This window comes from Paenibacillus sp. DCT19, assembly GCF_003268635.1.
Lineage (GTDB): Bacteria > Bacillota > Bacilli > Paenibacillales > Paenibacillaceae > Paenibacillus.
Genome location: NZ_CP029639.1, coordinates 5,429,893 through 5,454,253, shown reverse-complemented (window position 1 = coordinate 5,454,253; position 24,361 = coordinate 5,429,893). Strand labels below are relative to the sequence as shown.

Sequence of the window (24,361 nt, the reverse complement as noted above, 5' to 3'; positions counted from 1 at the left end):
CTTTTATGACCTGTTATAAATAAAATCAATATTCCTTATAGAGAGGATAACACCAGTGTAAGCGATAGCCCAGGATGTTTAAATTGTTTCCTTTTTGCGACAGACATAAACGAACGCAGGAGGGATATTCATAGGCACTAATTCTATTTTTTCGATGATAAAGTGTTCAGATAATGTTTTTCTCATTTGAAGTGAATATTGAAAGGCGATAAATAACCCTCCAGGTTTGAGTGCCTTATGGATCTGTTCTACCAACGTATTTCTTAATTCAGGCTCAAAGTTGAAGAAAGGCAACCCACTAAAAATATAATCCAGTTGCTGAACGCCTTCTTGATTCATGGACTCTACTAATCGAGCTGCATCTGGATAACAGGAGAATTGCGGGTATGTGATGTGCAGATTATTCCTCATCGTTTCGTTCATCTCAAACAATAATACTTTGGTACGATCCTGCGCCTGTTGATGAATATAACGTGTGATGGCACCTGTACCTGATCCGAGTTCGGCGACTGCTTTTGCCTCTAGCCAAGAAGCTTGATTCACCATTTTGTTGGCGAGAAACCGGGAGCTGGGTATGATGCTGCCAACATGTTTAGGACTTTGAAGAAAGCTCTTCAGAAATAAAACAGGGTTATTAGAATTCAATTTGGGTTCCTCCATGCAAGTCATGATATGTGATTCAATCCGGTCAAAAATGAAATAATTGAAGCGTAGATAAGATGGGAGCGCCAAAGTAGGTTCCAGCCGTAAAATAGGTTATGCTCCAAAGTAAAGCACTGGAATATGAGATGAGAGCAAATTTTCTATACTGTACGCCGCTCAGTCCAATGACCAAAGGGAGAACATACCGTACGATTGGGATGAACAAACCAATACACATCGCCCAATTGCCGCGATTATTCAGAATCAGTTCTGCCTTGACGAAGTGCTTGTTATGTTGAAATCTGTGTTTTATCTTGGATCCAAATAACTTTCCTGCAAAATAAGCGAAGGTAATGGCCGTTAATAGTCCTGATAAAATACAGAAGTATGTGATCCATGAATTGATAACACCCGTGTGGCTCAAAATGGCACCGCTGATAATTGTGATCTCATTCGGGATTGGAATGCCGAAAGGCCCTAACGAGAAGGCAAAATAAAAAATCAGATATCCATGCTGCTGAAGTAACTCTAAGATCGTATTACTGATCATTGTTTTGCCTCCTCTCTTGTCGATATAGCAATCATAGTGAAAAAAACTAAGGAATTAATGAGTATATTTCTGAAGAAAATCTAAAGAATACATAAGTAAAACCAAACAACTACACAGAAAAAAAGCCCTGCCAAGTACTGGCAAGACTTGATAGTGTGGATAGTCAGGAGCATTGATGAAGTGGCAAAGTCACAATCATAATGTTGTTCTCGTCATTTAATGTTAACGTGCCACCTTGCAATTTGATCATCGTTCTGGCGATATGAAGACCCATTGCAGTTCTGGTATATATATCTGATGCATTGCTAGATGATCTATGCTGCTGCGTATGATCTATATGCTCACTGTTTTCATTAGAATGGGAGTAGAGATTGCCTTCAATTCCAATGATGAGCTGCCTGTGATCTATTTTGAAGATTAGGCGAATGATGCCTGGATGAGCAGAGTGTTTGAGCACATGATACAGCAGATTATGGAGTGCCATTTCTATTTTTTCATGGTCGATACAGGCCATAACAGGAGAAGGCGGAAATTCTTTTTCCACCATAAAGTCATCCTCACGCGCTATCGATATGAAGTCAGCAGTGATTCGCTTCATAAGATGAACTACTTCGGTTTCTTTTAAATTCAACTGGTGATCATGAGAGGATAGTCGGGCATGTTGGATTAAATCATTCATTAGATTTCGAAATTGAAAGGCTGCTGTATGTGTTTCGTGTACAATTCGCATATAATCTTCTTGGTTCGGAACTGATTTAGATTTTAATAACTCCATGTTTTGAATTATTCCTTTTAGAGGTGCGTAAAGCTCATTGGATATGCCTTCAATCCATTCCCTTTTGGCGGTCTCGCGCTCACGTTCCCCGATCATTTGTTCCTGTAATTGCTCCACTATGGAATGAAGTTGAGACGAAATTTTTCTTAATTCAACAAGCTGAAATGGAGGCACCCGGTAGCTCAAGTCCCCTCCCGAGATGATGTGTATCGCGTTGTCCAAAGTGGCAATTTCTTTAACAATACGATGGGTCAGAATAAAAAAGGATATGACAAAAAAAGTAGTAAATAGGATAGGAACAAGGTATGTCAGATGAAATTGGAACAGATACAGCTTGGCTAGATGATGAAATGCGGTAAGTGGCAGCAGGGATATGAAGGTCATGAGAAAGGCTATCAGAAAACTGAAACCAGAACGGATAAGGATATGGAATCGAATACTATGCTTGCGATAAATCCATGGAAATTCTGTCACCGTTCATCTCACTCCAATCGAATCGATTTAACACGGGTTGAGAGTGAATAGAGGGTTATTCCAGCCAATCGGAAACAAAGCTCTCCAACCAGGATTCCACCTGCAATATCTACGACGACATGTTGTTTCACCAGTACGGTAGACATCATAATAAGAATGGAGAGGGTGGAAGTCATCGTCCATATCACTCGTCCAAATACTTGGGTTCCTCTAAGGATCAGATAACTGGTGAGCACATGAATACTCGGAAAACAGTTGTAGGGTTGATCGTTAAGGTAGATGTAATTAACCATCATGTAAAGAAAGCCTTCTTCACCCTGGATGTTTGGGCGCTCAATCGCTGTCTGGAACAGAGCGAAGAAGACGTATGAGATCACCAGACCGCTGCAAAGTGCAATTAGCGTTTGAAAATAGGTTCGCTTGTCCTTGAATGCAAGTGCTATTAATGCACCTGTAATGAACGGGTACCATAATACATAAGGAATGATAAAAGATGGGACAAAGGGGATCATGGGATCGAGTGTTGTTGCAAGACTATAGACATGATCCCCCGGTCGATTTAGTATACCGTAGAAAATATTTAATAGTGGAACTGCTGCTAGCCAAAGCAGGGAAAGCCAGGTTGATTTAGTGGAGGACTGACTGAAACGGTTCAAGTGCTCAACTCCTATACAGATTTATCAATGTATCGGGTTCAAGAGAAATATCATTCTGGACAACGGGATACCAAGCGGACAAGATCAAGTGTAAGCATGGGAAGTGCCATCCCTGAAGGATAAGCTAAATATCGTGAGTGCCATTCCGGAGAGAATTTTTCTTTGTACCGACGCAATCCTTCAAATCCATACCAGTACCCACCATATTGGAAGACCAGACGAGCTAATTTTTCTTCACGATGTGAGTTCTGATTCTCACCGACGCTGGAGAGAGGGGACATTCCGAGATTAAAGTAAGAATAACCTTGTTCTTTGGCCCATTCGATCAATCGTACAAATAGCACATCCATCGTGCCGTTTGGTGTATCATTCAGATGGCGCATCAAGTCAATAGAGATGACCTGATTACGACTATAGGATGGAGCGAGTGTTGCAAAGGCCAGAATACGGCCTTGTGCATTACGAAGTAGTGTTAAGGGTGATCGCTGGATATAGGCTTCGTTGAACCACCCTAATGAGTACGTTTTTTCTTTACGATCGCCAAGCCACTCGTCCGAAATCTGACGCAATTCAGATAGTAACTCTGATGTATATGGCGGGGATAATACTTCAAAGATCTGTCCTTCGCGATCTGATTTATTTATAGCTGTGCGTAAGTTTTGTTTGCTTTTCCCACTTAATGTAAAGATATCTAGAGGTACTAAAGCTTCTTCGCCTAATTTAAAAAATTTATAGCCATTCTCATGATAGATGGATAGATATTCAGGTGTGGCCTGATAAAAAACAATGGTCAATGCATAGTGATGCGCATAGTTCTGAAATTCTTGAATCGCAGCACCAACAAGGTTTTTATTGCCGATTGGATCACCAAGTACAATGAGTTTCTGACGTACTTGAGCGTAGGGAATCAGAACCTGATCATTTTGAGCCCAGTAAAAATTTTTGTCACCCAGATAGAGGAGATGCGTTAACAGATTACCCTCTTCTGTGGCGATAAACTGAGTGAATTTCTCGATATCTTCTTCAGCAGGGCGCATTTCTGTATAGACAGACGGACGCAATGTGAAGACAAAAGCCAGCACAATTAAAGCCCCCATTAACCCACCAAGCGCTGTTAATACATAATCATGAGGGTGCAGCACCCATTCTTGAGCCGGCAGAGGCAAATGTTGCAGAATAGCTGGATGTAGATGTGAACCTATAATGTAATACGACAACGATGAGACTAGAGCAAGAATCGTCCAGATCCAGAAGCTGCGTGCAGATATACGGACACTTTCTCGATTAAACTGAGTAGGGGATATCCACAGAATGAAAGCCACGGTCAGTAAAATAAGAGCTTCTTCGTAATCAAAGCCTTTGGCAAATGTGAAAATAGCTCCTGCTGATAACAAAGCTCCAGTCCATAAGTAAGCTCGGCGAATACGCATGGATATCCCTCGTGAGATGACGATAAGCATGATACCGATGGTTACGGACAATTGTTCAGATAAGCGCATCAGCGATAAAGGTAACAGATGTTCCATGAAGCGCAAGCGATTCATAAGGCCTGGTGTAACCGCAGAGAATAGTAGAAGGACACCGCTAGCAAATACGAGCTTGCCAAGCACCCATGCACCCAGATCACTAAGCAAATTGAAACGGGACGGCCAATTCCAGAATCTGTCCCAAATGTTACGTATAGCATTGAAACAAGTCTTCATCATTTCAAGCCATTGCTCACGGTTTGGGCTCATCTCAAGCCCAGCCAACAACAGACCGATGAGCCAAGGAATGACAAAGTAAAACATGCGGAACAACAACAAAATCATTAGTGCTCGTGAAGGCTCAACACCTAATGTTTGCAGCCCAAGCAGCGCGATCAGATCAAAGGCACCAATGCCGCCTGGAGCCATACTAATGATTCCCGCAATGGCGGCTACAACGTATACCCCGAATACTGGAGCGAACGGTAAGGGATGCATATCAGAAAAAGCAAACAACCAAAATAATGTTCCAGCACATGCCCATTCCAGAACAGAGCAACCGAGTGAAGCAATAACCATGTTCCAAGGTAGCTTTCCATTGCCTTTATTAAACCATTTTGCGAATAGGGAGGATCGTTGCATGAGTAAGAAAAATGGCAAGTATAATGCAACTCCCCATACGCCGAGCCGAAGCCAGGGATGTTGTTCAAGTAGTGGTTCTACAGGAAAAATACCGATTAGTGCAAGACCACCCAGCAAGGACAGACCTACTAATAAGATAGGTGATAAAAAAAGGACAGCAGCCCCCATTGTTTTCATCGGAATACCGCTTTTCTTATAAAGAAATGCACGTAATCCTACACCGGTAAGACCTGCGAACCCAACCATATTATTAAATGTATTAGCGATCCAGGCATAGCGATAAGTGGTTATCCAATGAATATCGAGCTTAAATTGTTTTCGAATTAGAAAATCATACGTGCTCATGACAGATACGGCTATAAACGAAGCAATGATCAGTTGAATGATGACATGAACTGGCTTCATATGTACTTCATGAATAATGCTAGCTATGTTAATACGCTGAATCTCATGTCTACCGTATACATAGATGATGACCAGAATCGTTACAGGAATGAGCACTCTGATTATTTTGGATTGATAACAAGCTTTTAGAAACTGAAATAATTTAAGGTTTTGAAGCAAATCTTTCATTGTGTCTTGGACTCCACCTTTATGAAAAAATAGAATTTTAACGTTTATAGGGCACGAGTCACGGATATTTTGCGAGCTTCCTGCCGTACAGGAATCATATTGAAAAAAACTAAGGATTTCATGGGTATATTTCTAAAGAAAATCTGAAGAATTGGAGGAGTAGATTGAAACCGTAAGTTATCTGGATGGAAAGTCGAATATCCGAATGGGAAATTAGTTGTATATTAAGGAGACTTTGAGATGAGCATAGAAGCATTCACGCGTGAGATGGATATGGAGAATCAGTTGAAGGCGGCCTATGATGAGCGCTGGTATAGGTTAATGGAGCTGATGGAGCAATTAGATTCGGATGACTTAGCAAAGTTATCTAACCCGTTCTTAGTTAAAGTATTGCCGGCCTACAGGAAGGCTAAGAGAAAGGTTCTTTTTGTAGGACAAGAAACGAATGGTTGGGATCCGTTCCAAACGACTTTACAGACTTTTGCTAATGATGACAAAGAGATACAACGAGAGAAAATAGTAAAGTTTCTGCAATGGATGTATGAGGATTTGCGATATCACCGTAAGTATGACCATACGCCATTCTGGAAAGGAATGAGAAGGCTCTACCGGGTGATCTCGCCAGGGGTGGGGGATGATGGATTTTTGCATACTGAATTAGTTCGGTTTGATTACGCCAATACAAGACCACCACATGCAATTGAAAGTTTGCTTCAACAGGAGTACAATGTCTTGCCCATGGAAATTTCAGCGCTTGCACCTGACGTTGTCATATTTTTGACGGGGCCGTATTACGATAATAGGCTGATAGAGACATTTAGTCGTGTGGGGAACATCGATGAGTCTTTGAGGTTCGAATCCATTGAGGATATTGGAGCCAATGTGTTGTCACGTGTAGTGCATTCGACATTGCCGTACCATACATACCGTACCTATCATCCCAATTATTCGTTGCACTATAAGGAGAAAACAATATTTGTATTGCTTGAAAAAGCGTTAAGCGAACGAATTCTTGATTAATAGTTTGAAGCATTAAATTATTTATTAAACAGAGACCGCGCGTGGACTCGTACTCATTATACTTCTAGTTGCTATTGTGGCTATTTATAACTGAAAAAGAACTTATCCAAGACAAAATGCAAGCTTATCCAACGTTAATGATGGGTGAATCCATCTTGTTGTTATGGGGTAGGCTTTTTTTTGCATGATCTCATTGGCTTGCGAAGCAGCAAGAAATTTTAATTATAAAATAAATCGAACGATATGTGCTCGGTATGCCAATATATAGTGAATAGAGGAGAGGGGCTGGCAGATGAGCGAGGAACACGAATACATAGAACTTGTAGCGTTAACACGAGCTGGTAATGATAAAGCCTATGGAGAGCTGTATGAGAGAACAGTAACGGATGTGTATCGGACTGTCCGCTTTCTGATTAATCATGTCTCGGATACGGAAGATCTGGTGCCATTTTTACTCTTCTCCACTTCATGCGACCATCCACCCGTCCGTTTGGCTGAGTCGGATAAACGCTTGATATCCTTCATTAGTTTGTCATTGCTGGCGAGTTCGAACTGATTATCCTTCAGGAACAAGGCTGCAAGCATGACTTTGGTTTGTTCCCCCTGAGACAAGGAATCGAAAGGCCGATACAGAACATCTTCAGATACTTTCAACAGGTTAAGTTCACGCGCGAGCTGCCAATGCAGGTATTCAGGATAAATGTCCTCGACGACGTCTAGGGTCATCATGCTCTTATCCTTTACTTTGAAAGGGAAGTATTCAAAATCAACCTTAGCCGAGATCTGCCCACTGTACTCGTATTTACCAAGCAGCAATTGCAGGAAGGTTGTTTTGCCTCTCCCGTTTCTGCCGGTAAAACCCAATTTCCAATCGGTGTCTAGCTGAAAGCTTACATGTTCAAATATATTATCGTAACTGCCATCATAGGCGAAGGTAAGGTTAGTAACGTTAATTAACGACATAAAGATCATCCTTTTTATGTGAAATATAAAAGTTAGTCCGGCAGAGTAGCTACCATGACATGGATTGCTTCACTTTTACATTTGAACATAATCAGAATTTCAGATTGTCTCTGAAATGAATGACTTTATCTAAGACTTTTTAGGTTAGTCAAAATTTCCGGATTTCCTTAGATGAAAAACACAAAAAAGTTCCATTCTCCGGTGCCTTTTTGCGTTACATCAACCTAATTATACGGTGAAGAAACCTAGCGACTAGGATATAGTGCCAAGTGACTCTATATAGTAGGAGGATAAAGTGCCGGATTCTGATTAGTTATGTTGTGAACCATGCCCACGTACATATCCTTGAAGGACACCCATACCTTGACCCTAGTTATATTCCATGTTACGTTTTCTGTATTAAATTATTGAGCTTTTAAAGGGGGACTGGTGATGACTGAATTAGAAATCGTAGATGTTTATGTGAACCTGTCAACAAACATCAACACTGGCAAGTGATATTGTATATAGGGAGCGATATTGTTTTCCATTTATGTGTGGCTGCATTGTTTTAAGTTTCAGTTTTTATCCCTAGATGAAGCTTTAGCTTACCTTGAGAAAATCGTGGGAATTAATGTAGAATATTTAATGATTAGAAATATCGGCACTTTTATGTCAACAACACGCTTAATTGATGTAAATATTATCATGACTTTTACGCTTGTACCAAGGACGGTGTTTAATCAATGCCAGAAAAAGTGAATTATGGTTCCAGTGTATGTATGCAATTTTCTAATGAAGAACTTTATAAGTATTTTATAACTAAATTCGAGAATAACTCATCTATAGCTATAAGAACATTGTCTCAAGACGATAGAGAGATTGAAATAACATCAAGTACACCAATTCAATTTATATGTTTTGATGGAGAGAAACAGGATTTGTTTATTAGTTTTAATGGAGATCAAACATCAATTTTTGTTCACGATGAAGAGATTATGTTCATTGATGAAAATAAAAAAGGTATGTATACGACAAGTGATACTTTTGGAAATGTGGTATATGAGGGGATTTGCGGAGTCTTTCACATGTCGAGCTGCTATCTTTATTTCGCGATGTTCTTTTATGTTTTATTGGGGCAGAAGAGGTTGAAATAATTGACAGAGAAGCTTCTTATGATGAAGAGAGCAAACAATATAAGTATTATAAACCACATACATATGAGATAAATGTAAATAATAAAAATTACGATCGACAGATTAAAAAATTTAAGAATATCACTATAAGTTATTAAATGTCTTTCTTTTAAAATTCAACTAATGAGTTTGGTGTAGAACTGAAAATTAAGGCTAATCAAAAACCTGACCCGGACATGAGCACAGTCTCAGTCCAGTCAGGTTTATTATCTTTTCTTTCAAAAGTGAACACTTCCTTACCGTGGAGGTTAGTTGTGCACAGGTTTTCCTCTCATCAATGATCATTGCCAGTATCTCGAAGACAGCAGGTGAACTCAACCAGTCTATGACATTCCATCCCTGTTCAGTGAATTGCTTAGTCGTTGCTTTTCCTAACCGTGTAGAGGCACCTGTAATTAAAATAAATCGAACGATAAAGGCTCGTTATGCCAATATATAGTGAATAGAGGAGAGGGGCTGGCAGATGAGCGAGGAACACGAATACATAGAACTTGTAGCGTTAACACGAGCTGGTGATGATGAAGCCTATGGAGAGCTGTATGAAAGAACGGTAACAGATGTGTACCGGACTGTCCGGTTTCTGATTAATCATGTCTCTGATACGGAAGATTTGGTGCAGGATATTTATATTCATGCGTATCGGTCGTTGGATCGATATGATTCAGGGCGTGCTTTTCGTCCGTGGCTTATGGGTATAACGATGCGACAGGTGAAAAATTATAGGAGACGGAGGCTGACCCAATTTCGGTTTAATCAACGGATTGAGAAGTCAGACACCGGCATGGAGATTGATTTCTCCGTTGATCTAATCAGTAAATTGGCACATCAGCCTCTGTTAGAACAAGTACGTCGGTTGCCATACAAATTGCAGCAGGTGGTTACCCTGCACTATTTAAACGAATACACCCAAGAAGAAATTGCCTGGATTCTAGATATTCCGCTCGGTACTGTTAAATCTCGAATTCATGCTGCACTTAAGAAGCTGCGTCAGAAGACGAGTGTAATCCATTCATTTGAGAAAAGGAAAGGTGGAGGATTGGCATGAAACTAGAGGATGAATTACGTTCGGCCTATCGCCAGGAGACAAGGAAGTGGTCTAACCCACTAGAAGGGAAAGAGAATATGCTCAAAGCGATCCGAAGTGAGTACAGGGGAAAAAGACGTCCACGCAAATGGTTAGTCGCAGCCGTGATTGCGGCGGTGCTGATCATTCCTACTGGAGCATATGCAGGTTACACCTATCTTGCAGATGATATCTATGGTTCTGAACAAAACATAAGCGTGTTGGGGGGCACTGCGGCCGATTACAATCGTTTGGAAGCGAAGCTGCAGGAAGCCAAGGCGTATTTTAGTGACGATGAGTTCACGCAGTATATGAGTCTACTAAAACAGCTGGGACAGATGGCTCTAACGCATGCTGATCCACAAGGAGAATTGCATCCAGAGCAATGGAGCACAGTGGATCAGGAGAATTACAACCAGCTGGCGGCAAGTTTGGAGCCTTTCTTCAAACGGTTAGAGGGCGCGAGTGAAGAGAAGGAAATGATGGATCGTGAACAATTCCGAACTGAAACATACAAGGCTGCCGAAGAGAGGCTTTCAAAGGAAGAGTTCATTGAATTTCAAGCCTTGTTCGAGAACATGGAGAAGTATGAAGCTATCGTTGTGGATAAGGATGGCAGCATTCATGAGGAGCGATTATCAGCAGAACAGAAGCAGGATCTGGAGCGTGTTAGAGAGCAATTTGATTCATATTTGAGACAGTTAGGATTTAGTATGAGATAGAGAGAAGGTATACAGGGAATAGACTAAATGTCCATAAGTACCTGCTGACGTTAAGTGATGTGCATGAGAGTGTAGCGGGGGTCAAGATACACATAGACTGGAGCCTGGTGGGGCTATGCCCTCCGCTCCAGTTTTTTGGGTTGAGGTTTTATTTTACTTTGCAAAACTTAAATTATAGACTTATTACATCGTAGAGTGAAAAAGGCATAACGAATGCAACTGAGAATAGCTTTAGTTCGTATTAGAGTCGAGCTGTTTCCAATAATGCGGATCAGATCTGTCGGGGATATAGATGTACCTAGCTTTCCAGAATTCTACGGCATGAATTGGGATGCATTTTGGGATGCCATAGCGGGTTTGGTTGATATGCCCCAAAAATTAATTCTAGTAGGATGGGAATCTGTTGAAGATCATATCCCTCAAGATGCCGCTCGAATGAAAGAGTTACTTAATAGGTTGAATGAAAAACATCCAACTTGGGCGTGTGAAGTGCAGTATGTATCATTTTGAAGAATCAAGATATGAACAGATAGCCGACGTGATGTGGTTAAGATTTGGGATACATAATATCAAGAATGAGTGGGAGCGAATGTAATGAATGCTACTGATGCAGAGTGGAATAAACCGTTTGAAGGTGTTCATGACTTTGCAAGTTTTCTTAAAGTGATTGAGAACTGGGGGAATTTAGATGAAGGTTGGGAGCAATATAATCCATACGGTATGATGGCTATCTTATCTACATGTCTGGAACAGATCGGCCATAATTTTCTAGATGATGAGGTTGATGGATTGCATGAACATTTACGTAATGAGCATATTCAGTTACTGATTAGGATCGGTAGAAGCTTAGAGAAGGCTCAGTCAGAAACGGAAGCTCAAACCTAACAAAGCGTCTAGACACAATACATAGCGATGAGAAAGTGGTGGTGATTAGTATGAGTATTCCAGAAGCAAATGATATGTCTAATATCTATGAGAATCTGGAGAAGATTGAGAATCGAGAAGATATGGTTCGATTTATTTCTTCTTTGGTGGAGGATTTGAAGAATAATTTGAAGGATTGGGCGAATATTTCGCTGGAGGATTATTTAAACGGAATGGCATCATGGATTGAGGATATGGGTGGGCTGTACCCAGAATCCGAGAGAGAACAATTGGAACAATTAGATTGGAAGCTTATTGCAATGGTCTTATATACAGGAAGTCGATACGAGTAGACATTATGGTGGAGAACCAAGGTTAGAGAGAAAGAGGGAGGAACATGGGATGGACAGTTCTAAACTGATCGTTGAGGAAGAGACTGAATTGCTTGCCCTCCATAGAGTATTACTTGAAGCGAAATTTAACCTCAGTCCTTCTGATAACCAGATACAGGCAAGTCCGTTTACTGCGGCGTTGGCTCAGCGTGTATTGAGAACGATTGTAGGGCTTCAGTCGGCTACAGATGTTAATAAGATAGAGCGTTGGTCAAACTGGTTAGAACAAAAGAAGGACTGGATCTGGGAGCGTTGCTTGTCCTATATGTTAAGAAATCAACCTTCTCATTGGATCAGGATGGATTATGTGACGAAACGTGATTATGTCCAGTGGTTGTTCAGTCCTTATGCTCTTCATGAAGAAGATGTGGAACGTTTCATAGATGAAGTTGAGAAATATAGGCAAGCGATTGAGAAAGGACATCCAAGTTTTCTTAGAAGTTTCGGCAACGCTACCGATGCGATATTAGATGATCTGGAGCAAAAGATAAACAGGAAATTGCCTCAGGGCTACAGGACATATCTCAGAAATCATAATGGAGGTAAAGTGCTTGTTCATTACTGTACGTTTGCAGTGGAGGAATTAAATGAGATTATTCCATTACACGTTATATTCGGTGTTCAGGTAGAGAAACGATATGATCTTGCGTATTGGAATATGTTTAAGGATGAATTTCCAACCGGGCACATTCTCATTGGAGAAGCTGCTGCAGGAGGCAAGATTTTGATGGATGATCTGGAGAGGATTTATTATTGGAGGGATATGGACTATGATGATCCCACCAGGAATGAGGGGCTTTATAAAGTTGCAGATAATTTCGATGCATTTCAAAGAACCTGGAAGAGAATGATCAAAACGATGTGAGTCAACCAAGCAAATGAAAATGAGGGGAATGTAGCTTCATGCATCCTAAAGCGTTTATTCAAACAGTATATCTTGGTGATCGCGGTTGTAAGCAAATCATTATGGATGGCTGGAACTCTCTAGTGAAAATACAAGTGACCACAGTATCTAGAGTTAGAACGACTACATGGGATTATTATTCGGATGAAGACATTATTAATGGATACATTGTGTTCTCTAATGTTGAATCCATCCGGATGGAGCCGAGTGGCTACATTCCAAACGATAGCATTACTGAATTGAAGGTGGAAGAGCTGGACGATGGCATGTTTTTGTTCACCTTCTCGGCATATTCAGCAAAGGGTCATGATTCAGTTGAAGTGATAACAAGTATAGTGGCTAGCGGAATTCATTTGGAAGACCCAATGAACCCAGGTAAGCAACTAATAGATTAATCAATGACGTAACTCCAATTGTATGGGTTCCAGAACGTATTTTCAGAGTTTTTTTAAGGAGGCAATCTATCATGATCGCAGATTATTTGTACATAGCATGTGAGAGTGGATACTATGAGAAGGCAGATTGGCAGGACTGGGCAGATCATCAGATTCTAACTAAAAGTCAGGTGGAGTACTGGATTTATGACGTATCATTAGCGAAAGATATCGTGGAGCTGGGGACAGCTGTATGTGAAAAAAGAATAGAAGAACGCTATTACGAGGAAAATAACTTTTCACCTAGTGATGCTACGGTTGGTTATTATTACCTGCAATTCATTGATAATAGATTAAGTCTACGTAATATCATTGATAAATTAAGTAACGAAGATGACCCAGCGACGGGATCCTCAATCCATTATGGTGTGAATTTCTATGACATATGGAAAAAAGTTTATGCAGACGAGAAACAATTAGATAATCCCCTATTTATTCATAAAATTACCGGACTGTGCGAGCCTTATCAGCACATCGCATTGAAACAGTTAGAACAATTGGAGTTGTATTCATATGCATGAAATGCTTAAATATCTAACCAAAGATAAAGATACGATAGAATACCTGACATTTTTTGTTTTATTGGAGAAAATAAAATACATCCCGCCGATTCTAGAGTATTGTGGCGATGATTTTGTGAAATATATGGTAGAACTTCTACCACGAATCGATGATAAATATGATCGAGCTTCATTAATTGAGACGATCGTTCAATCGTATTATTGGGATGAGATCAGTGTTAAATATTCTGATGAACTTTTCAATGAATATATCCGATGTATACGTGATCATGCTACGAGTTTAGACGATATTATATCTTGCTTAAATGGATTTGTTCATGCTGGGGTGCGTAAACAAGAGATCGTGATTCAATTAATACAACATGTGGATAAAGAAAAGACCATCACAATCCTTTCCCGATTTGAACTGGATGATGTGACCGGATCGCCAGGAAAGGAATCAAAACTACTCAATGAGGCCAAAGAAATCTCTAGTATAAGATGGCGTTCTGGGATCATTGCACAATTTCTGTTACTGGTGCATCCACATGTCAGAAAATATGCCGGCGTAAGCCAAATTACGTTCTTGTATGATACTTACCATGGCGTTTATGCGGATTGCTGGCCTAGAGGATTGCTTCCTAATCAAAAAGAACTCATGCTGAAATCAAAGGTGCTGTCAGCAAGAGAAATAATCGTTCTGGAAACATTGGAAGAGTTGATTAACTCGCAAGAGAAGGATTTGGATTCACCTGAAGTGAAGCAATTGTACGATGCATTTTTTGCAGGCAAAGATCTATTGGAGGTTATTTTTACATTACCAAAGTGAATGGTGTAATTGTATTATTTTTGAAAATAAGGGCTAGGAGCGAAATGCCGAACGACGAATTAAACCTCGTCGATTCGATCTCGCTCCTGGTCATATAGTGTAAGTATCAACATTAAAATTTCGCTATAATCCACATAACATAACAATGAAATTTCCACAAAATATAAATTAAATTTCAACCTAATATTAATACAGCTACTAGCTTAGCTCCATCTTAAAGCCACTTATCAGCCCATCGTTCCACGGCACTTAATGCCCTCCCGAGCTCTGTCCCTTTGCGGGACAACATATATTCTGTCCGAACCGGACGTTCTGTAACCACATGACGAACCACGAGTCCTTCTTCCTCAAGTTCCTTCATTCGTTCATTCAACACACGTTTGCTCAAGTCAGGGATATAAGCGTGAATTTCACTGAAACGTTTGGGTTCTTCCATCAACGCATGAATAATGAGGGCTACCCATTTGCGGCCAATGATCTGATAAGATTGTTCCACTTTTTCGCACATTTGCTTGGCATTCTTATCCTCGCTCATAATTGTACTCCTTTAGTTTGGTTATGCTTATTATAGCATTAGTATACTTATTGTAACCTTGGTGTCTAGTTGCTTTATGTATAAAAAGTCACATGCCAATTGTTATTATTGTTACCACATAAAGCGTTATCATCAAAGAAAAACCCTGTAAACACTGGTGTTCACAGGTTCGACATGATTATTGACGAATTGTGACGACAGGTGTAATATGGGTAACGTTAATTCAAATGGTTACAATTTATAACCTACAAATGAGTTGTGGAGAGAAGGAATGTTCCATGTTAAATTCAGGCCGGATATGTAAACGGAGGCAAGGCGGGTAGCATGCCCACTTATTCCGTCTTTTGTCATGCTTGGATTTGAACATTTTGCAACATCATATACTATACTGCACAGAGCACAGGAGGCACTCCAATGGATGCAATGACATTTGTCCTGTTTGGGGCAACAGGCGATTTAGCAAAACGCAAGATTTACCCTGCATTATATAATTTGTACATGGATCAAAAAATGCCGAAATCCTTTTCCGTTATTGGTCTGGGTCGGCGTGAATTGTCAGATGCAGACTTTCAGGCAAATGTTGAAAAGTCATTGCATGAATTTTCACGTCAAACTCCGGAGGAAGCGTCCCAAGTACGTGATTTCATTGGGGCTTTCCGCTATTGTTCTCTAAACAATACGAAGCTTGAAGATTACACCAAACTGCTTGAATTGGTTCAGCAGCGTGAACAAGAGCTTAGCATTCCTGAGAATCGCATGTTCTACATGTCGGTAGCACCGGAATTCTTCGAGCCGATTGCACTGAATATCCAAGAAAGTGGACTCGGTAACACGAAAGGCTGGAAGAAACTGATTATTGAAAAACCATTTGGGCATGATCTGCAATCTGCACGTGAACTAAATGAAAAGCTTAGCAATACCTTTGCAGAAGAAGAAATTTATCGTATTGACCACTTCCTCGGTAAACCGATGGTTCAGAATATGGAGACATTAACTTACGCGAATCCAGTGATTCAGGCTTTGTGGTCTAACCGCTATATTGCCAATGTACAAATCACAGCAAGTGAAACGGTTGGTGTCGAAGAGCGTGCTGCGTATTATGACCAAAGTGGTGCACTGCGTGACATGTTCCAAAACCACATGCTTCAGTTGCTGATGATGATCGGCTTGCATTTACCGAAGCGTTGTACACCGGAAGAAATTCAATTTAAGAAACGTAAGATTGCCGAGTCTCTTCGTCCACTGACGAAAGAGAATATCGCTACCGAGGTTGTTCGTGCTCAATATGCAGCAGGCGAATTGCAAGGTTCTTCTGTTGTTGGTTATCTGGACGAGCCTGGAATTCCAGCTGGTTCTCAGAATGAAACCTATGTAGCGGCAAGATTGTGGGTTGATGATCCATTCTGGAGTGAGGTTCCTTTCTATATCCGTACAGGTAAACGTATGGCTGAGAAATCCACTCGAATTGTCGTTGAATTCAAAGCTCCACTGAAAACAGGGCATGAATCCGAGAACACGATGGAGCCGAACCTGTTAACCATTGAAATTGGACCAGGAGAAAGCATCTCTCTTCAATTAAATGCGAAGAATCCATTGAACCATGGTGAAGTGGAACCAATGAGCATGACGTTCAGCTCAGGCAAACGCAATGTGCCGGAAGCTTATGAAAATTTGATCTTTGACGCTATGCGTGGAGACTCCACTTTCTTTGCACACTGGAATGAAGTTGAGCTGGCATGGCAATGGGTTCAACCAATTCAAGAAGCTTTCCAAGAAGGAAGTGTGCCACTGGATACGTATGCAGCAGGCTCACATGGCCCTGAGTCAGCAGATCGCCTGACAGCAGAGAATGGCTTCCGTTGGTGGTAATGAAGTAGTACAACGCAACTTAACATTGCGATTTCAATTTCTATAGAAGCGATGCTTCAAAGTTCCAATTGTACCATTCCAATTTTGCGTAAGACCTTCCGTGTAACTTTACCTAGAAGGCAGTGAAAATTTTTGAATATAGATGTCTTCAGTTGAATTAACTTTTGGAGTATCGCCGTAGTGTAGGGGACGGAATTGATCGAAAGAACGATCCGTAACCGCAACGATTGATGCGGATTCAAACCTTAATTTTATACTGAGCGCAAAAAAAATTTAAACATAGTTCACATTACAGGAGGATTTATCATGAAACTTGGACTCGTTGGATTAGGTAAAATGGGATTGAACCTCGGAAGAAACTTGATTGATCACAAACATGAAGTCGTAGCTTTTGACTTGAACACTGAAGCTGTGAAAGAAATGTCAGAATACGGCGCACAAGGCGTATCCTCTTATGCAGACATGGTTGCATCTCTTGAATCTCCACGCGTATTGTGGATTATGGTTCCTCACAACGTCGTTGATGCAGTATTGGCTGAGATTAGCCCACTTCTCTCCAAAGGCGACATCATCATTGAAGCGGGTAACTCCCACTACAAAGAATCGATCCGTCGTTATGAAGAGTTGAAACCACAAGGCATCCATTACATGGACGCAGGTACTTCCGGTGGTATGGAAGGTGCACGTAACGGTGCATGTTACATGATCGGTGGCGACCCAGAAGCATGGGCAGTGGTTGAACCAGCATTCAAAGATACTTCCGTTGAGAACGGCTACCTGTATGCAGGTAAAGCGGGCAGCGGTCACTTCCTCAAAATGGTTCACAACGGTATCGAGTACGGTATGATGGCTTCCATCGGTGAAGGCTTCGACGTATTGGAGAAAAGCGGTTTTGACTTCGACTTCGAGCAAGTTGCACGTGTATGGAACAACGGTTCCGTTATTCGTTCATGGTTGATGGAATTGACAGAGCGTGCATTCTCCAAAGATGCGAACCTGGATGAAATCAAAGGTGTTATGCACTCTTCTGGTGAAGGTCGTTGGACAGTTGAAACAGCATTTGACCTTCAAACGGCTACACCTGTTATTGCGCTGTCCTTGTTGATGCGTTATCGCTCCCTGGAGACAGATACGTTCACAGGTAAAGTGGTAGCTGCGCTGCGTAATGAGTTTGGCGGTCACGCTGTCGAAAAGAACTAATTCATATATTTTAGCCATGGTAGCCCATGGTAACCAAGTGTACTCTTCCACTGATGTAGTGGGAGGGTGCACTTTTTTTGTCGTTCATAAACGCGTTCATTTGCCAACTCATCATATCAGAGGTGCTGTCCTTCTTTTTCGGGACAACAGTGCATAAGGATAACATATACCTAGTCGTATTAAACAACCTCGTATAGCTCATCCCGCAGGGGAGGGACACTCAAATGATGAGAAGAAGATGGCGAAGCCGGAGACGCCGTAAGCCGCCAAGTGGCAGGCGTAAAATGTGGTTGATCATTTTATTAGTAACAGCTTTTTGTTTAATGCAGGGGTTTGCTTATGTGGATAAGAAAATGAAGCCCCCTATTATGCATCTAGCCAAGATTCGAGTGAAGCAGATCGCCACCGAAGCGATCAACAAAGCGATTACGGCACAGGTTGCCGAAGGCAAGACGACGGAAGGTTTGATCGATTGGAAGACCGATACTGCTGGAAAAGTGTCTGGTTTTATGCTGAACTACAACGAGCATATGCGAATCACCGCAAGTACCATGAACATTGTACAGTCCACCCTACAGAATGTGCATATGTTAAAGGAGAAAATACCACTGGGGCAAGCGTTAGGCAGCCCTGTGATGGCATCATTTGGCCCCAATATTCCCGTTCGTATTGAACCTCAGGGAGCGGTCAAAGTAGATCTGAACACCCGTCAACAAAATGCCGGTATCAATATGATCTTGGTCGAAGTATACATCCACATCATTGCAGAGGTTGCTGTGGTGGTACCATTTGATATGGAACCTGAAACGGTGGATACGGAGATCCCGATCTCGTACCTGCTTGTTGTGGGTGATGTACCGATGTACTACTATGATAATCAAGGCAAGCCAGTAGGCAGCAATGGCAGTCAGGCTCCAGCTATTGCACTCCCATCAGGTCATTCAGGGGTATCAAGCGGGGGAGGGGTTACATCCAATCCGGGAAGTAGTCCATCCACGAACCCTTCAGCTCCTTCGCAACAGCAGACCCCATCTGGAGGCTCACAGGGAGGCGTGTTTGACCTGGAGCATGAGATGCCAGAGATTGATGGTACACAGCCTAATATGAATGGAAATCATTAAGTCTAAAAGAAAAGAATCAAACCCAAAGGAGCCTTAACATAAGGCTCTTTTGGGTTTGACTTGTATTGTTTCAACATTTGACGTTTGGCGTGGTAATCATAACTCTATTTACTTTTATTTTTCTTTTGTTTACGCTCTTCTCGCTCCCAATGAGATAACGAGGGATAGGGGTCGAACGACCATTCCGTCAGACCACTATCCCGATAAATACCGTAATGGAGATGTGGAGGAAACTTGCCTTGGGTTCCTGGTTTTCCGTAACCGGAACTGCCTACCCAACCGACGACTTGACCTGGCGTTACGACTTCGCCGATATGGGCGTTCTTGTCAAAGCCAGATAGATGTGCGTAATAGTGGTAGTGATTATTCAAGTCCCGAATACCAATCCGCCAACCGCCGAATGGATTCCAGCCTTTGATCTCCACAACGCCATAGCAGGTGCTGCGAACAGGAAGACCGTGTGGTGCGAAGATATCTGTACCTTCATGAATTCTGTAGCCACCCCAGCTTCGTTTCGTGCCCCATGTGCTACGATAAGAGTAATTGGTACCTAACGGGACGGGAAAAGCATGTCCAAATAGATCAAGATTATCGAAATGCTCGTATAACTTAGCAAATTGCTGAATGCGTTGTACCGATCTGGAGTTGTGATAATACTCCCATAAAGCGATGTTAAAATCTTCTTGACGGTTTCCATACTTCTGAATGACACTAGCAATGCTGTAGAGCAAATCCTGATCGTTGTTGGGGTCTGCAATGCCGTCTCCTGAACCATCTCGACCATACCCATTAAAAAATAGAATCGATGCCGGCTGCTGATCTGTTTCATCCGGGTTTAACCAGCCTCTCCACGCTGGAGACGTCATGTAGATGCCTGTCAGCCGTTCGGGATGCTTGCGATCCTTCGGATGCGCACGTGTAATGGTTCGTTCATATTGATCAATCGCAGCTAATCTGTACCAAGGAATTCCGGATACCTGCCCGATACTTTCATATAAATTGCGGCGTGCAGCGAAGATTTCAGCAGGCTTTTGTTCTGCAACCTGGTTCTGGGCTTGTGATGTGGTTATGGAGGGTTTACCATGGACATCTACAGGCAAGAGTGGGAGAAGCAAGGTGCCTGCGAGAATCGTTTTAATCCAGAAAGTGTAGGTAAACCGCAATGTGAAGCGATCTTGCACAGGGAAGCAGCCCCTTTCCGTAGATGATGAACACAACTGCCGAGTGAAATAAGCTATATCCTAGGTTCTTCAAAAGTCGTGATTTTATCCATGTAAGGATTTTGCATATAAGAGTTGTCATGCACAAGATGAGACAAATGGGAGTTTTTCCAACGCTTTCATGGTATAATATGTTCCGAGCAACAGCCTAACTTCAGTAGAAAGAAGGTTTACGCATTGGCTAAACGTGTTAAAGAACCGAAACCGGATTGGATTCGGATCAAGTTGACCACCGGCGATAATTATCAGGAAATGAAAGAGATGATGCGTTCCAAAACGCTGCATACAGTATGTGAGGAAGCACGCTGTCCCAACATTTATGAATGCTGGGCCAATCGAACGGCAACTTTTATGATTTTGGGCGATATTTGCACACGGGCATGCCGTTTTTGTGCAGTCAATACCGGCTTGCCAACGGAACTAGATTTACAAGAACCAGAACGGGTAGCAGAGGCAGCGGAACAGATGAATCTGCAGCACTGTGTTATTACCAGCGTAGCTCGTGATGATCTGAAGGACGGCGGGGCTACAATCTTCGCAGAGACGGTGAAGGCTGTGCGTAGACGTCTACCTCTCTGTAGTGTTGAAGTGCTCATTCCAGACTTCTTGGGCGATCGTGAATCGTTGCAGATTGTTATGGATGCCAAACCGGATATTTTGAACCACAACATTGAGACAGTAGAGCGTCTGTCAGATAAAGTACGTGCGAAGGCGAAGTATAAACGTTCTCTGGAACTGCTTGCTCGTGCCAAAGAAATGCAGCCGAACATCCCAACAAAATCAAGTATTATGCTGGGTGTTGGAGAGGAATATAATGAAATTCTGGCAACGATGGATGATCTTCGGGCGGTAGATTGCGATATTATGACGATTGGTCAATACTTGCAGCCTTCCGAGAAACATCTGTTTGTTGAAAAGTATTATCCGCCAGAGGAATTTGCTGCACTGAAACAGGAAGGCTTGAAACGTGGATTCAGCCACGTGGAATCCGGACCGATGGTGCGTAGTTCCTACCATGCGCATGAACAGGTGAAGTCAGCTACCAAACATGCGGAACAGGCGGCAACACACGCATGATGGAGGATACATGATGGATGATATAGAAGTGCAAGAAGGAAGTATAGAACAGGTTCAAGACACGGTGCAAGATAAACCGGAGGATAACGCCCAACAAAATTCACAAGACAAACCTCAAGAAAAGATCATCGTTCAAGTTGGTGGGAAAAATTACGAAATCGTACAGAACCACAAAGAAGGATGGAACGCTGAGGTTTTCCGTGATCGATACAGTGAGGTATTGGAACGGTACGATTATATTATCGGAGACTGGGGTTATAGTCAGTTACGTCTGAAGGGCTTTTATCGGGACAATCATCCCAAAGCTACGAAGGATTCAACGATTGCCAGTTTGGTGGACTATATTAATGAATATTGCAACTTTGGTTGTGCGTACTTTGTTCTACAAAAGAGCAAAGAGCAGCCACCAGCCAAAGCAAAAAGCGGCTCTTAGAAGAGCCGCTTTTTTGTTGCTTTTTACTATGGAATAATTCTCATTGGCATGGCAAGTGATGAAGCTAGTCCAGAAAGGCTGTGCGCACTCGATTCCAGAACGGGTAAGGGCGATACCGCGCAAAACTAACTTTATGACTAGATACTTGGCAACGTACAGAGATAAGATCCTCAACCATAACGTTAACGTGATCAATCGTCATCAATAGACGCTGATCCTTCCGTGAGAAGATATCACAGTGATGGTGCTTCGGCAAAATAACCGGTGAACCCAGCGTTCGATAAACGCGATTGTTAATGGAAGCAATCTCAGCGATCTGGATTGCATCAATTGTAGGATGCACCATGGCACCACCAAGTGCCTTGTTGTATGCCGTACTACCCGAAGGCGTCGATACACAGATGCCATCCCCACGAAACATTTCGAAAGTAACGTCATTAATATCAACCTGAGCAACGACGGTACCATCTACCCCTTTTAACGTAAATTCGTTTAACGCAATATAAGAGGAATTGCCTGACTTTTTATGAATCTCCAGCTCCAGTAACGGATATTGCACAATCCGGGGTTTGAGATGATCCGAATCCCCTTTTCCGCTCATCAGTCTTACCAGTTCTCTTAATTCTTCCTTCTTCCAGTCGGCGTAAAATCCGAGATGCCCTGTGTGAACCCCAACAAAAGCAATGTCCGGGATCCGGTCGATGAAGTTATGAAACGCCTGCAGCATCGTACCATCGCCTCCGATAGAGACAACAATTTCGGGTGATTCTGCATCCAGCTTGAATCCTTCCTCTTTGGCCAGCGCGTGAAATTGCTGACTGAGATCAATCGATAACTGGTCTCCGCGGTCTTGAACATAGTATCTCAAGATGAAAGCTCCTTTGTGGTCATTATACTACCGATGATAATCAATTCCGGAGAAGAACACAACGTTGGATTGATATTCCTGCCAATAAAGATGGAGAAACGGGTTATCTTTTTACAGGTCTGTCTGAAAATAGAGAAATCATTAAGGAGCAGAGCAGCAGCAAGAGCATCACGATCCCGAGGGTGATTAGACCTGTTATAACAATCGTCCCCCAGTGCGGGGTGTATGTAAATGGTAAGAAATCAGGGACAGTCGGAGCAAAAGCAGGCAAATCCATAGAAGTTCCCATGATCGGTACCCACAACAATAACACAAGTAGTGGTGCGATGAGTGCATGGATGACTCTAGCCAATAGGAAAGGCCCATAACGCATAGGTGTGTTGCTCAGTATGCTCATAATCTGTGCGTGAACCGAGAGTCCGCCCCAAGACAATACAAATGCTGCTGCTGCCGCCTTATACATCAAGGGGATGCTTGCTCCTGCCGCTCCGGCTTCTTTGGCTCCCAAAGTCACTTCAAATAACCCGCCTACAAGGCTCTGGGACAGAGCTGGGGGCAGCCCAGCATGAATTAAAACTGATTCCGTCCATTGGTATAACAGACCCAGCCAGCCTGTTTGTACCAATAGTTCCATGATGACGGAAAAGAATACAACTAGCCCTCCAACGATAATAATAAGTCGAAGGGATGAGGCAATCGCCTGGCGCAACAATTCGCCAAAAGCCCGACCATCCGCCATACGTGCCTGATGCATTGCCTCAATGGCGAGCTTCAGCTTATTTTTATGTATGTTTTTTGGATGTGACGGGTAAACTGTGGATTCGTTATTTGAGTGCTTATTGGAGTGTCCTGGTCTTCTGCCATGGAAACGCATCAGTAGTCCAACGATAAATGCGGCTGCATAATGTGAAGCAACCAACACGGGTGCAATTGCGACATTATGGAAGAAGCCGACAGATACGGCACCAATCATGAAAATGGGATCAGATGAGGTGGTGAAGGCAACGAGGCGTTCTCCTTCCTCTCGGGTAACCAACTTCTGTTCCCACAACTGTGCAGTCAGCTTGGCTCCTGTAGGATAACCGGATGCGCAACTGACGGCGAATACGAACCCGCCACTACCCGGTACACGAAAAAGTGGACGCATAAGTGGGTTAAGTAACGTACCGAGGAAATGAACAATTCCAAACCCGATGAGCAGCTCTGACAAAACTAAAAATGGGAAAAGGGAGGGGAATAACACGTCCCACCAGATGGCAAGTCCGCGTACACCCGCTTGCCACGTTTCTGCCGGAAACAGAATCATGAGCATGCAGAGGACGAGGAGAGCAAATATAAACATGACATGGGTCAGTTTTTGCAGCTTACCTAGAGCAGACATGATCCCTCTCCTT

At 42.3% G+C, this 24,361-nt stretch carries 25 protein-coding genes and 1 pseudogene; 16 read left to right on the top strand and 10 right to left on the bottom strand.

From position 1 onward, the window contains the following. Positions 1–78: 78 nt before the first annotated feature. The 5 genes from DMB88_RS24870 to mprF all read right to left on the bottom strand — a co-directional run bounded on the left by DMB88_RS24870 (position 79) and on the right by mprF (position 5,778). On the bottom strand, positions 79–660 hold the full coding sequence (locus DMB88_RS24870) for a class I SAM-dependent methyltransferase (RefSeq protein ID WP_128104598.1): 582 nt from the start codon (positions 658–660) through the stop codon (positions 79–81). A gap of 28 nt (positions 661–688) precedes the next feature. Beyond that, entirely contained in the window at positions 689–1,192 is a 504-nt protein-coding gene (locus DMB88_RS24865; RefSeq protein WP_128103491.1) for a DedA family protein, read from the bottom strand. Between the two features lie 163 nt (positions 1,193–1,355). Continuing rightward, the gene (locus DMB88_RS24860) at positions 1,356–2,441 is read right to left on the bottom strand and encodes a sensor histidine kinase (protein ID WP_128103490.1); all 1,086 of its coding nucleotides are present in this window, start codon (positions 2,439–2,441) and stop codon (positions 1,356–1,358) included. Positions 2,442–2,449: 8 nt separating this feature from the next. Continuing rightward, positions 2,450–3,097, bottom strand: coding sequence for a phosphatase PAP2 family protein (locus DMB88_RS24855; protein WP_128103489.1), 648 nt, complete (start codon positions 3,095–3,097; stop codon positions 2,450–2,452). 50 nt (positions 3,098–3,147) lie between these two features. After that, positions 3,148–5,778 carry a bifunctional lysylphosphatidylglycerol flippase/synthetase MprF gene (mprF, locus tag DMB88_RS24850; protein WP_128103488.1) on the bottom strand — a complete coding sequence of 877 codons (2,631 nt, stop codon included), beginning with the start codon at positions 5,776–5,778 and terminating at the stop codon, positions 3,148–3,150. A 240-nt stretch (positions 5,779–6,018) separates the two neighbouring features. Here mprF and DMB88_RS24845 point away from each other — a divergent pair, with 240 nt between their 5' ends. Then, positions 6,019–6,798, top strand: a complete 780-nt coding sequence (locus tag DMB88_RS24845; RefSeq protein WP_128103487.1) for a hypothetical protein — start codon at positions 6,019–6,021, stop codon at positions 6,796–6,798. A 423-nt stretch (positions 6,799–7,221) separates the two neighbouring features. Here DMB88_RS24845 and DMB88_RS24835 read toward each other — a convergent pair. Beyond that, positions 7,222–7,761 (bottom strand): annotated as a pseudogene (locus tag DMB88_RS24835) (ATP-binding cassette domain-containing protein); the annotation flags it as partial. Positions 7,762–8,486: 725 nt separating this feature from the next. Here DMB88_RS24835 and DMB88_RS24830 point away from each other — a divergent pair. The 10 genes from DMB88_RS24830 (at position 8,487) to DMB88_RS24785 (ending at position 14,644) form a co-directional block, all read left to right on the top strand. Further along, positions 8,487–8,897, top strand: coding sequence for a hypothetical protein (locus DMB88_RS24830; protein ID WP_128103486.1), 411 nt, complete (start codon positions 8,487–8,489; stop codon positions 8,895–8,897). A 502-nt stretch (positions 8,898–9,399) separates the two neighbouring features. Next, on the top strand, positions 9,400–9,981 hold the full coding sequence (locus tag DMB88_RS24825; RefSeq protein ID WP_128103485.1) for a sigma-70 family RNA polymerase sigma factor: 582 nt from the start codon (positions 9,400–9,402) through the stop codon (positions 9,979–9,981). After that, the gene (locus DMB88_RS24820) at positions 9,978–10,721 is read left to right on the top strand and encodes a DUF3600 domain-containing protein (protein WP_128103484.1); all 744 of its coding nucleotides are present in this window, start codon (positions 9,978–9,980) and stop codon (positions 10,719–10,721) included. The genes DMB88_RS24825 and DMB88_RS24820 overlap by 4 nt, the downstream gene beginning before the upstream one ends. Positions 10,722–10,934: 213 nt before the next feature. Continuing rightward, complete coding sequence (locus DMB88_RS24815; protein ID WP_128103483.1) at positions 10,935–11,231, top strand: barstar family protein; 297 nt, start codon at positions 10,935–10,937, stop codon at positions 11,229–11,231. 84 nt (positions 11,232–11,315) lie between these two features. Continuing rightward, complete coding sequence (locus DMB88_RS24810; protein WP_128103482.1) at positions 11,316–11,606, top strand: hypothetical protein; 291 nt, start codon at positions 11,316–11,318, stop codon at positions 11,604–11,606. 50 nt (positions 11,607–11,656) lie between these two features. Next, positions 11,657–11,938, top strand: a complete 282-nt coding sequence (locus DMB88_RS24805; protein WP_254438330.1) for a DUF7660 family protein — start codon at positions 11,657–11,659, stop codon at positions 11,936–11,938. A gap of 49 nt (positions 11,939–11,987) precedes the next feature. Beyond that, positions 11,988–12,842 (top strand): SMI1/KNR4 family protein, encoded by an 855-nt coding sequence (locus DMB88_RS24800; RefSeq protein WP_128103481.1) that lies wholly within the window; start codon positions 11,988–11,990, stop codon positions 12,840–12,842. 38 nt (positions 12,843–12,880) lie between these two features. Next, a complete protein-coding gene (locus DMB88_RS24795) occupies positions 12,881–13,276 on the top strand; it encodes a DUF6258 family protein (RefSeq protein ID WP_128103480.1) in 396 nt (131 codons plus the stop codon). A gap of 71 nt (positions 13,277–13,347) precedes the next feature. Then, positions 13,348–13,836, top strand: a complete 489-nt coding sequence (locus DMB88_RS24790) for a hypothetical protein (RefSeq protein WP_128103479.1) — start codon at positions 13,348–13,350, stop codon at positions 13,834–13,836. Beyond that, entirely contained in the window at positions 13,829–14,644 is an 816-nt protein-coding gene (locus DMB88_RS24785) for a hypothetical protein (RefSeq protein ID WP_128103478.1), read from the top strand. The genes DMB88_RS24790 and DMB88_RS24785 overlap by 8 nt, the downstream gene beginning before the upstream one ends. A gap of 214 nt (positions 14,645–14,858) precedes the next feature. On the opposite strand, the gene DMB88_RS24780 is transcribed toward DMB88_RS24785, so the two are convergent. Continuing rightward, positions 14,859–15,179 carry a winged helix-turn-helix transcriptional regulator gene (locus DMB88_RS24780; RefSeq protein ID WP_056702287.1) on the bottom strand — a complete coding sequence of 107 codons (321 nt, stop codon included), beginning with the start codon at positions 15,177–15,179 and terminating at the stop codon, positions 14,859–14,861. A gap of 414 nt (positions 15,180–15,593) precedes the next feature. On the opposite strand from DMB88_RS24780, the gene zwf reads away from it, so the two are divergent. The 3 genes from zwf to yunB all read left to right on the top strand — a co-directional run bounded on the left by zwf (position 15,594) and on the right by yunB (position 19,369). Continuing rightward, positions 15,594–17,048 carry a glucose-6-phosphate dehydrogenase gene (gene zwf / locus DMB88_RS24775; protein ID WP_128103477.1) on the top strand — a complete coding sequence of 485 codons (1,455 nt, stop codon included), beginning with the start codon at positions 15,594–15,596 and terminating at the stop codon, positions 17,046–17,048. 306 nt (positions 17,049–17,354) lie between these two features. Further along, on the top strand, positions 17,355–18,248 hold the full coding sequence (gene gnd / locus DMB88_RS24770) for a phosphogluconate dehydrogenase (NAD(+)-dependent, decarboxylating) (protein WP_128103476.1): 894 nt from the start codon (positions 17,355–17,357) through the stop codon (positions 18,246–18,248). Between the two features lie 224 nt (positions 18,249–18,472). Further along, positions 18,473–19,369, top strand: a complete 897-nt coding sequence (gene yunB, locus DMB88_RS24765) for a sporulation protein YunB (RefSeq protein WP_128103475.1) — start codon at positions 18,473–18,475, stop codon at positions 19,367–19,369. A gap of 104 nt (positions 19,370–19,473) precedes the next feature. On the opposite strand, the gene DMB88_RS24760 is transcribed toward yunB, so the two are convergent. Then, positions 19,474–20,550 carry a M23 family metallopeptidase gene (locus DMB88_RS24760; protein WP_174715316.1) on the bottom strand — a complete coding sequence of 359 codons (1,077 nt, stop codon included), beginning with the start codon at positions 20,548–20,550 and terminating at the stop codon, positions 19,474–19,476. A gap of 216 nt (positions 20,551–20,766) precedes the next feature. Between DMB88_RS24760 and lipA the strand changes: the two genes are divergently transcribed. Both lipA and DMB88_RS31530 read left to right on the top strand, forming a co-directional pair. Then, positions 20,767–21,666, top strand: coding sequence for a lipoyl synthase (lipA, locus tag DMB88_RS24755; protein WP_128103474.1), 900 nt, complete (start codon positions 20,767–20,769; stop codon positions 21,664–21,666). 10 nt (positions 21,667–21,676) lie between these two features. Beyond that, complete coding sequence (locus DMB88_RS31530) at positions 21,677–22,099, top strand: YutD family protein (protein WP_251384583.1); 423 nt, start codon at positions 21,677–21,679, stop codon at positions 22,097–22,099. Between the two features lie 64 nt (positions 22,100–22,163). Here DMB88_RS31530 and DMB88_RS24745 read toward each other — a convergent pair whose 3' ends face one another. Both DMB88_RS24745 and ylbJ read right to left on the bottom strand, forming a co-directional pair. Beyond that, on the bottom strand, positions 22,164–22,967 hold the full coding sequence (locus DMB88_RS24745; protein ID WP_128103473.1) for an NAD kinase: 804 nt from the start codon (positions 22,965–22,967) through the stop codon (positions 22,164–22,166). A gap of 103 nt (positions 22,968–23,070) precedes the next feature. Continuing rightward, positions 23,071–24,348: a sporulation integral membrane protein YlbJ gene (ylbJ, locus tag DMB88_RS24740; RefSeq protein WP_128103472.1), complete on the bottom strand. Its 1,278-nt coding sequence runs from the start codon at positions 24,346–24,348 to the stop codon at positions 23,071–23,073. Positions 24,349–24,361: the final 13 nt, after the last annotated feature.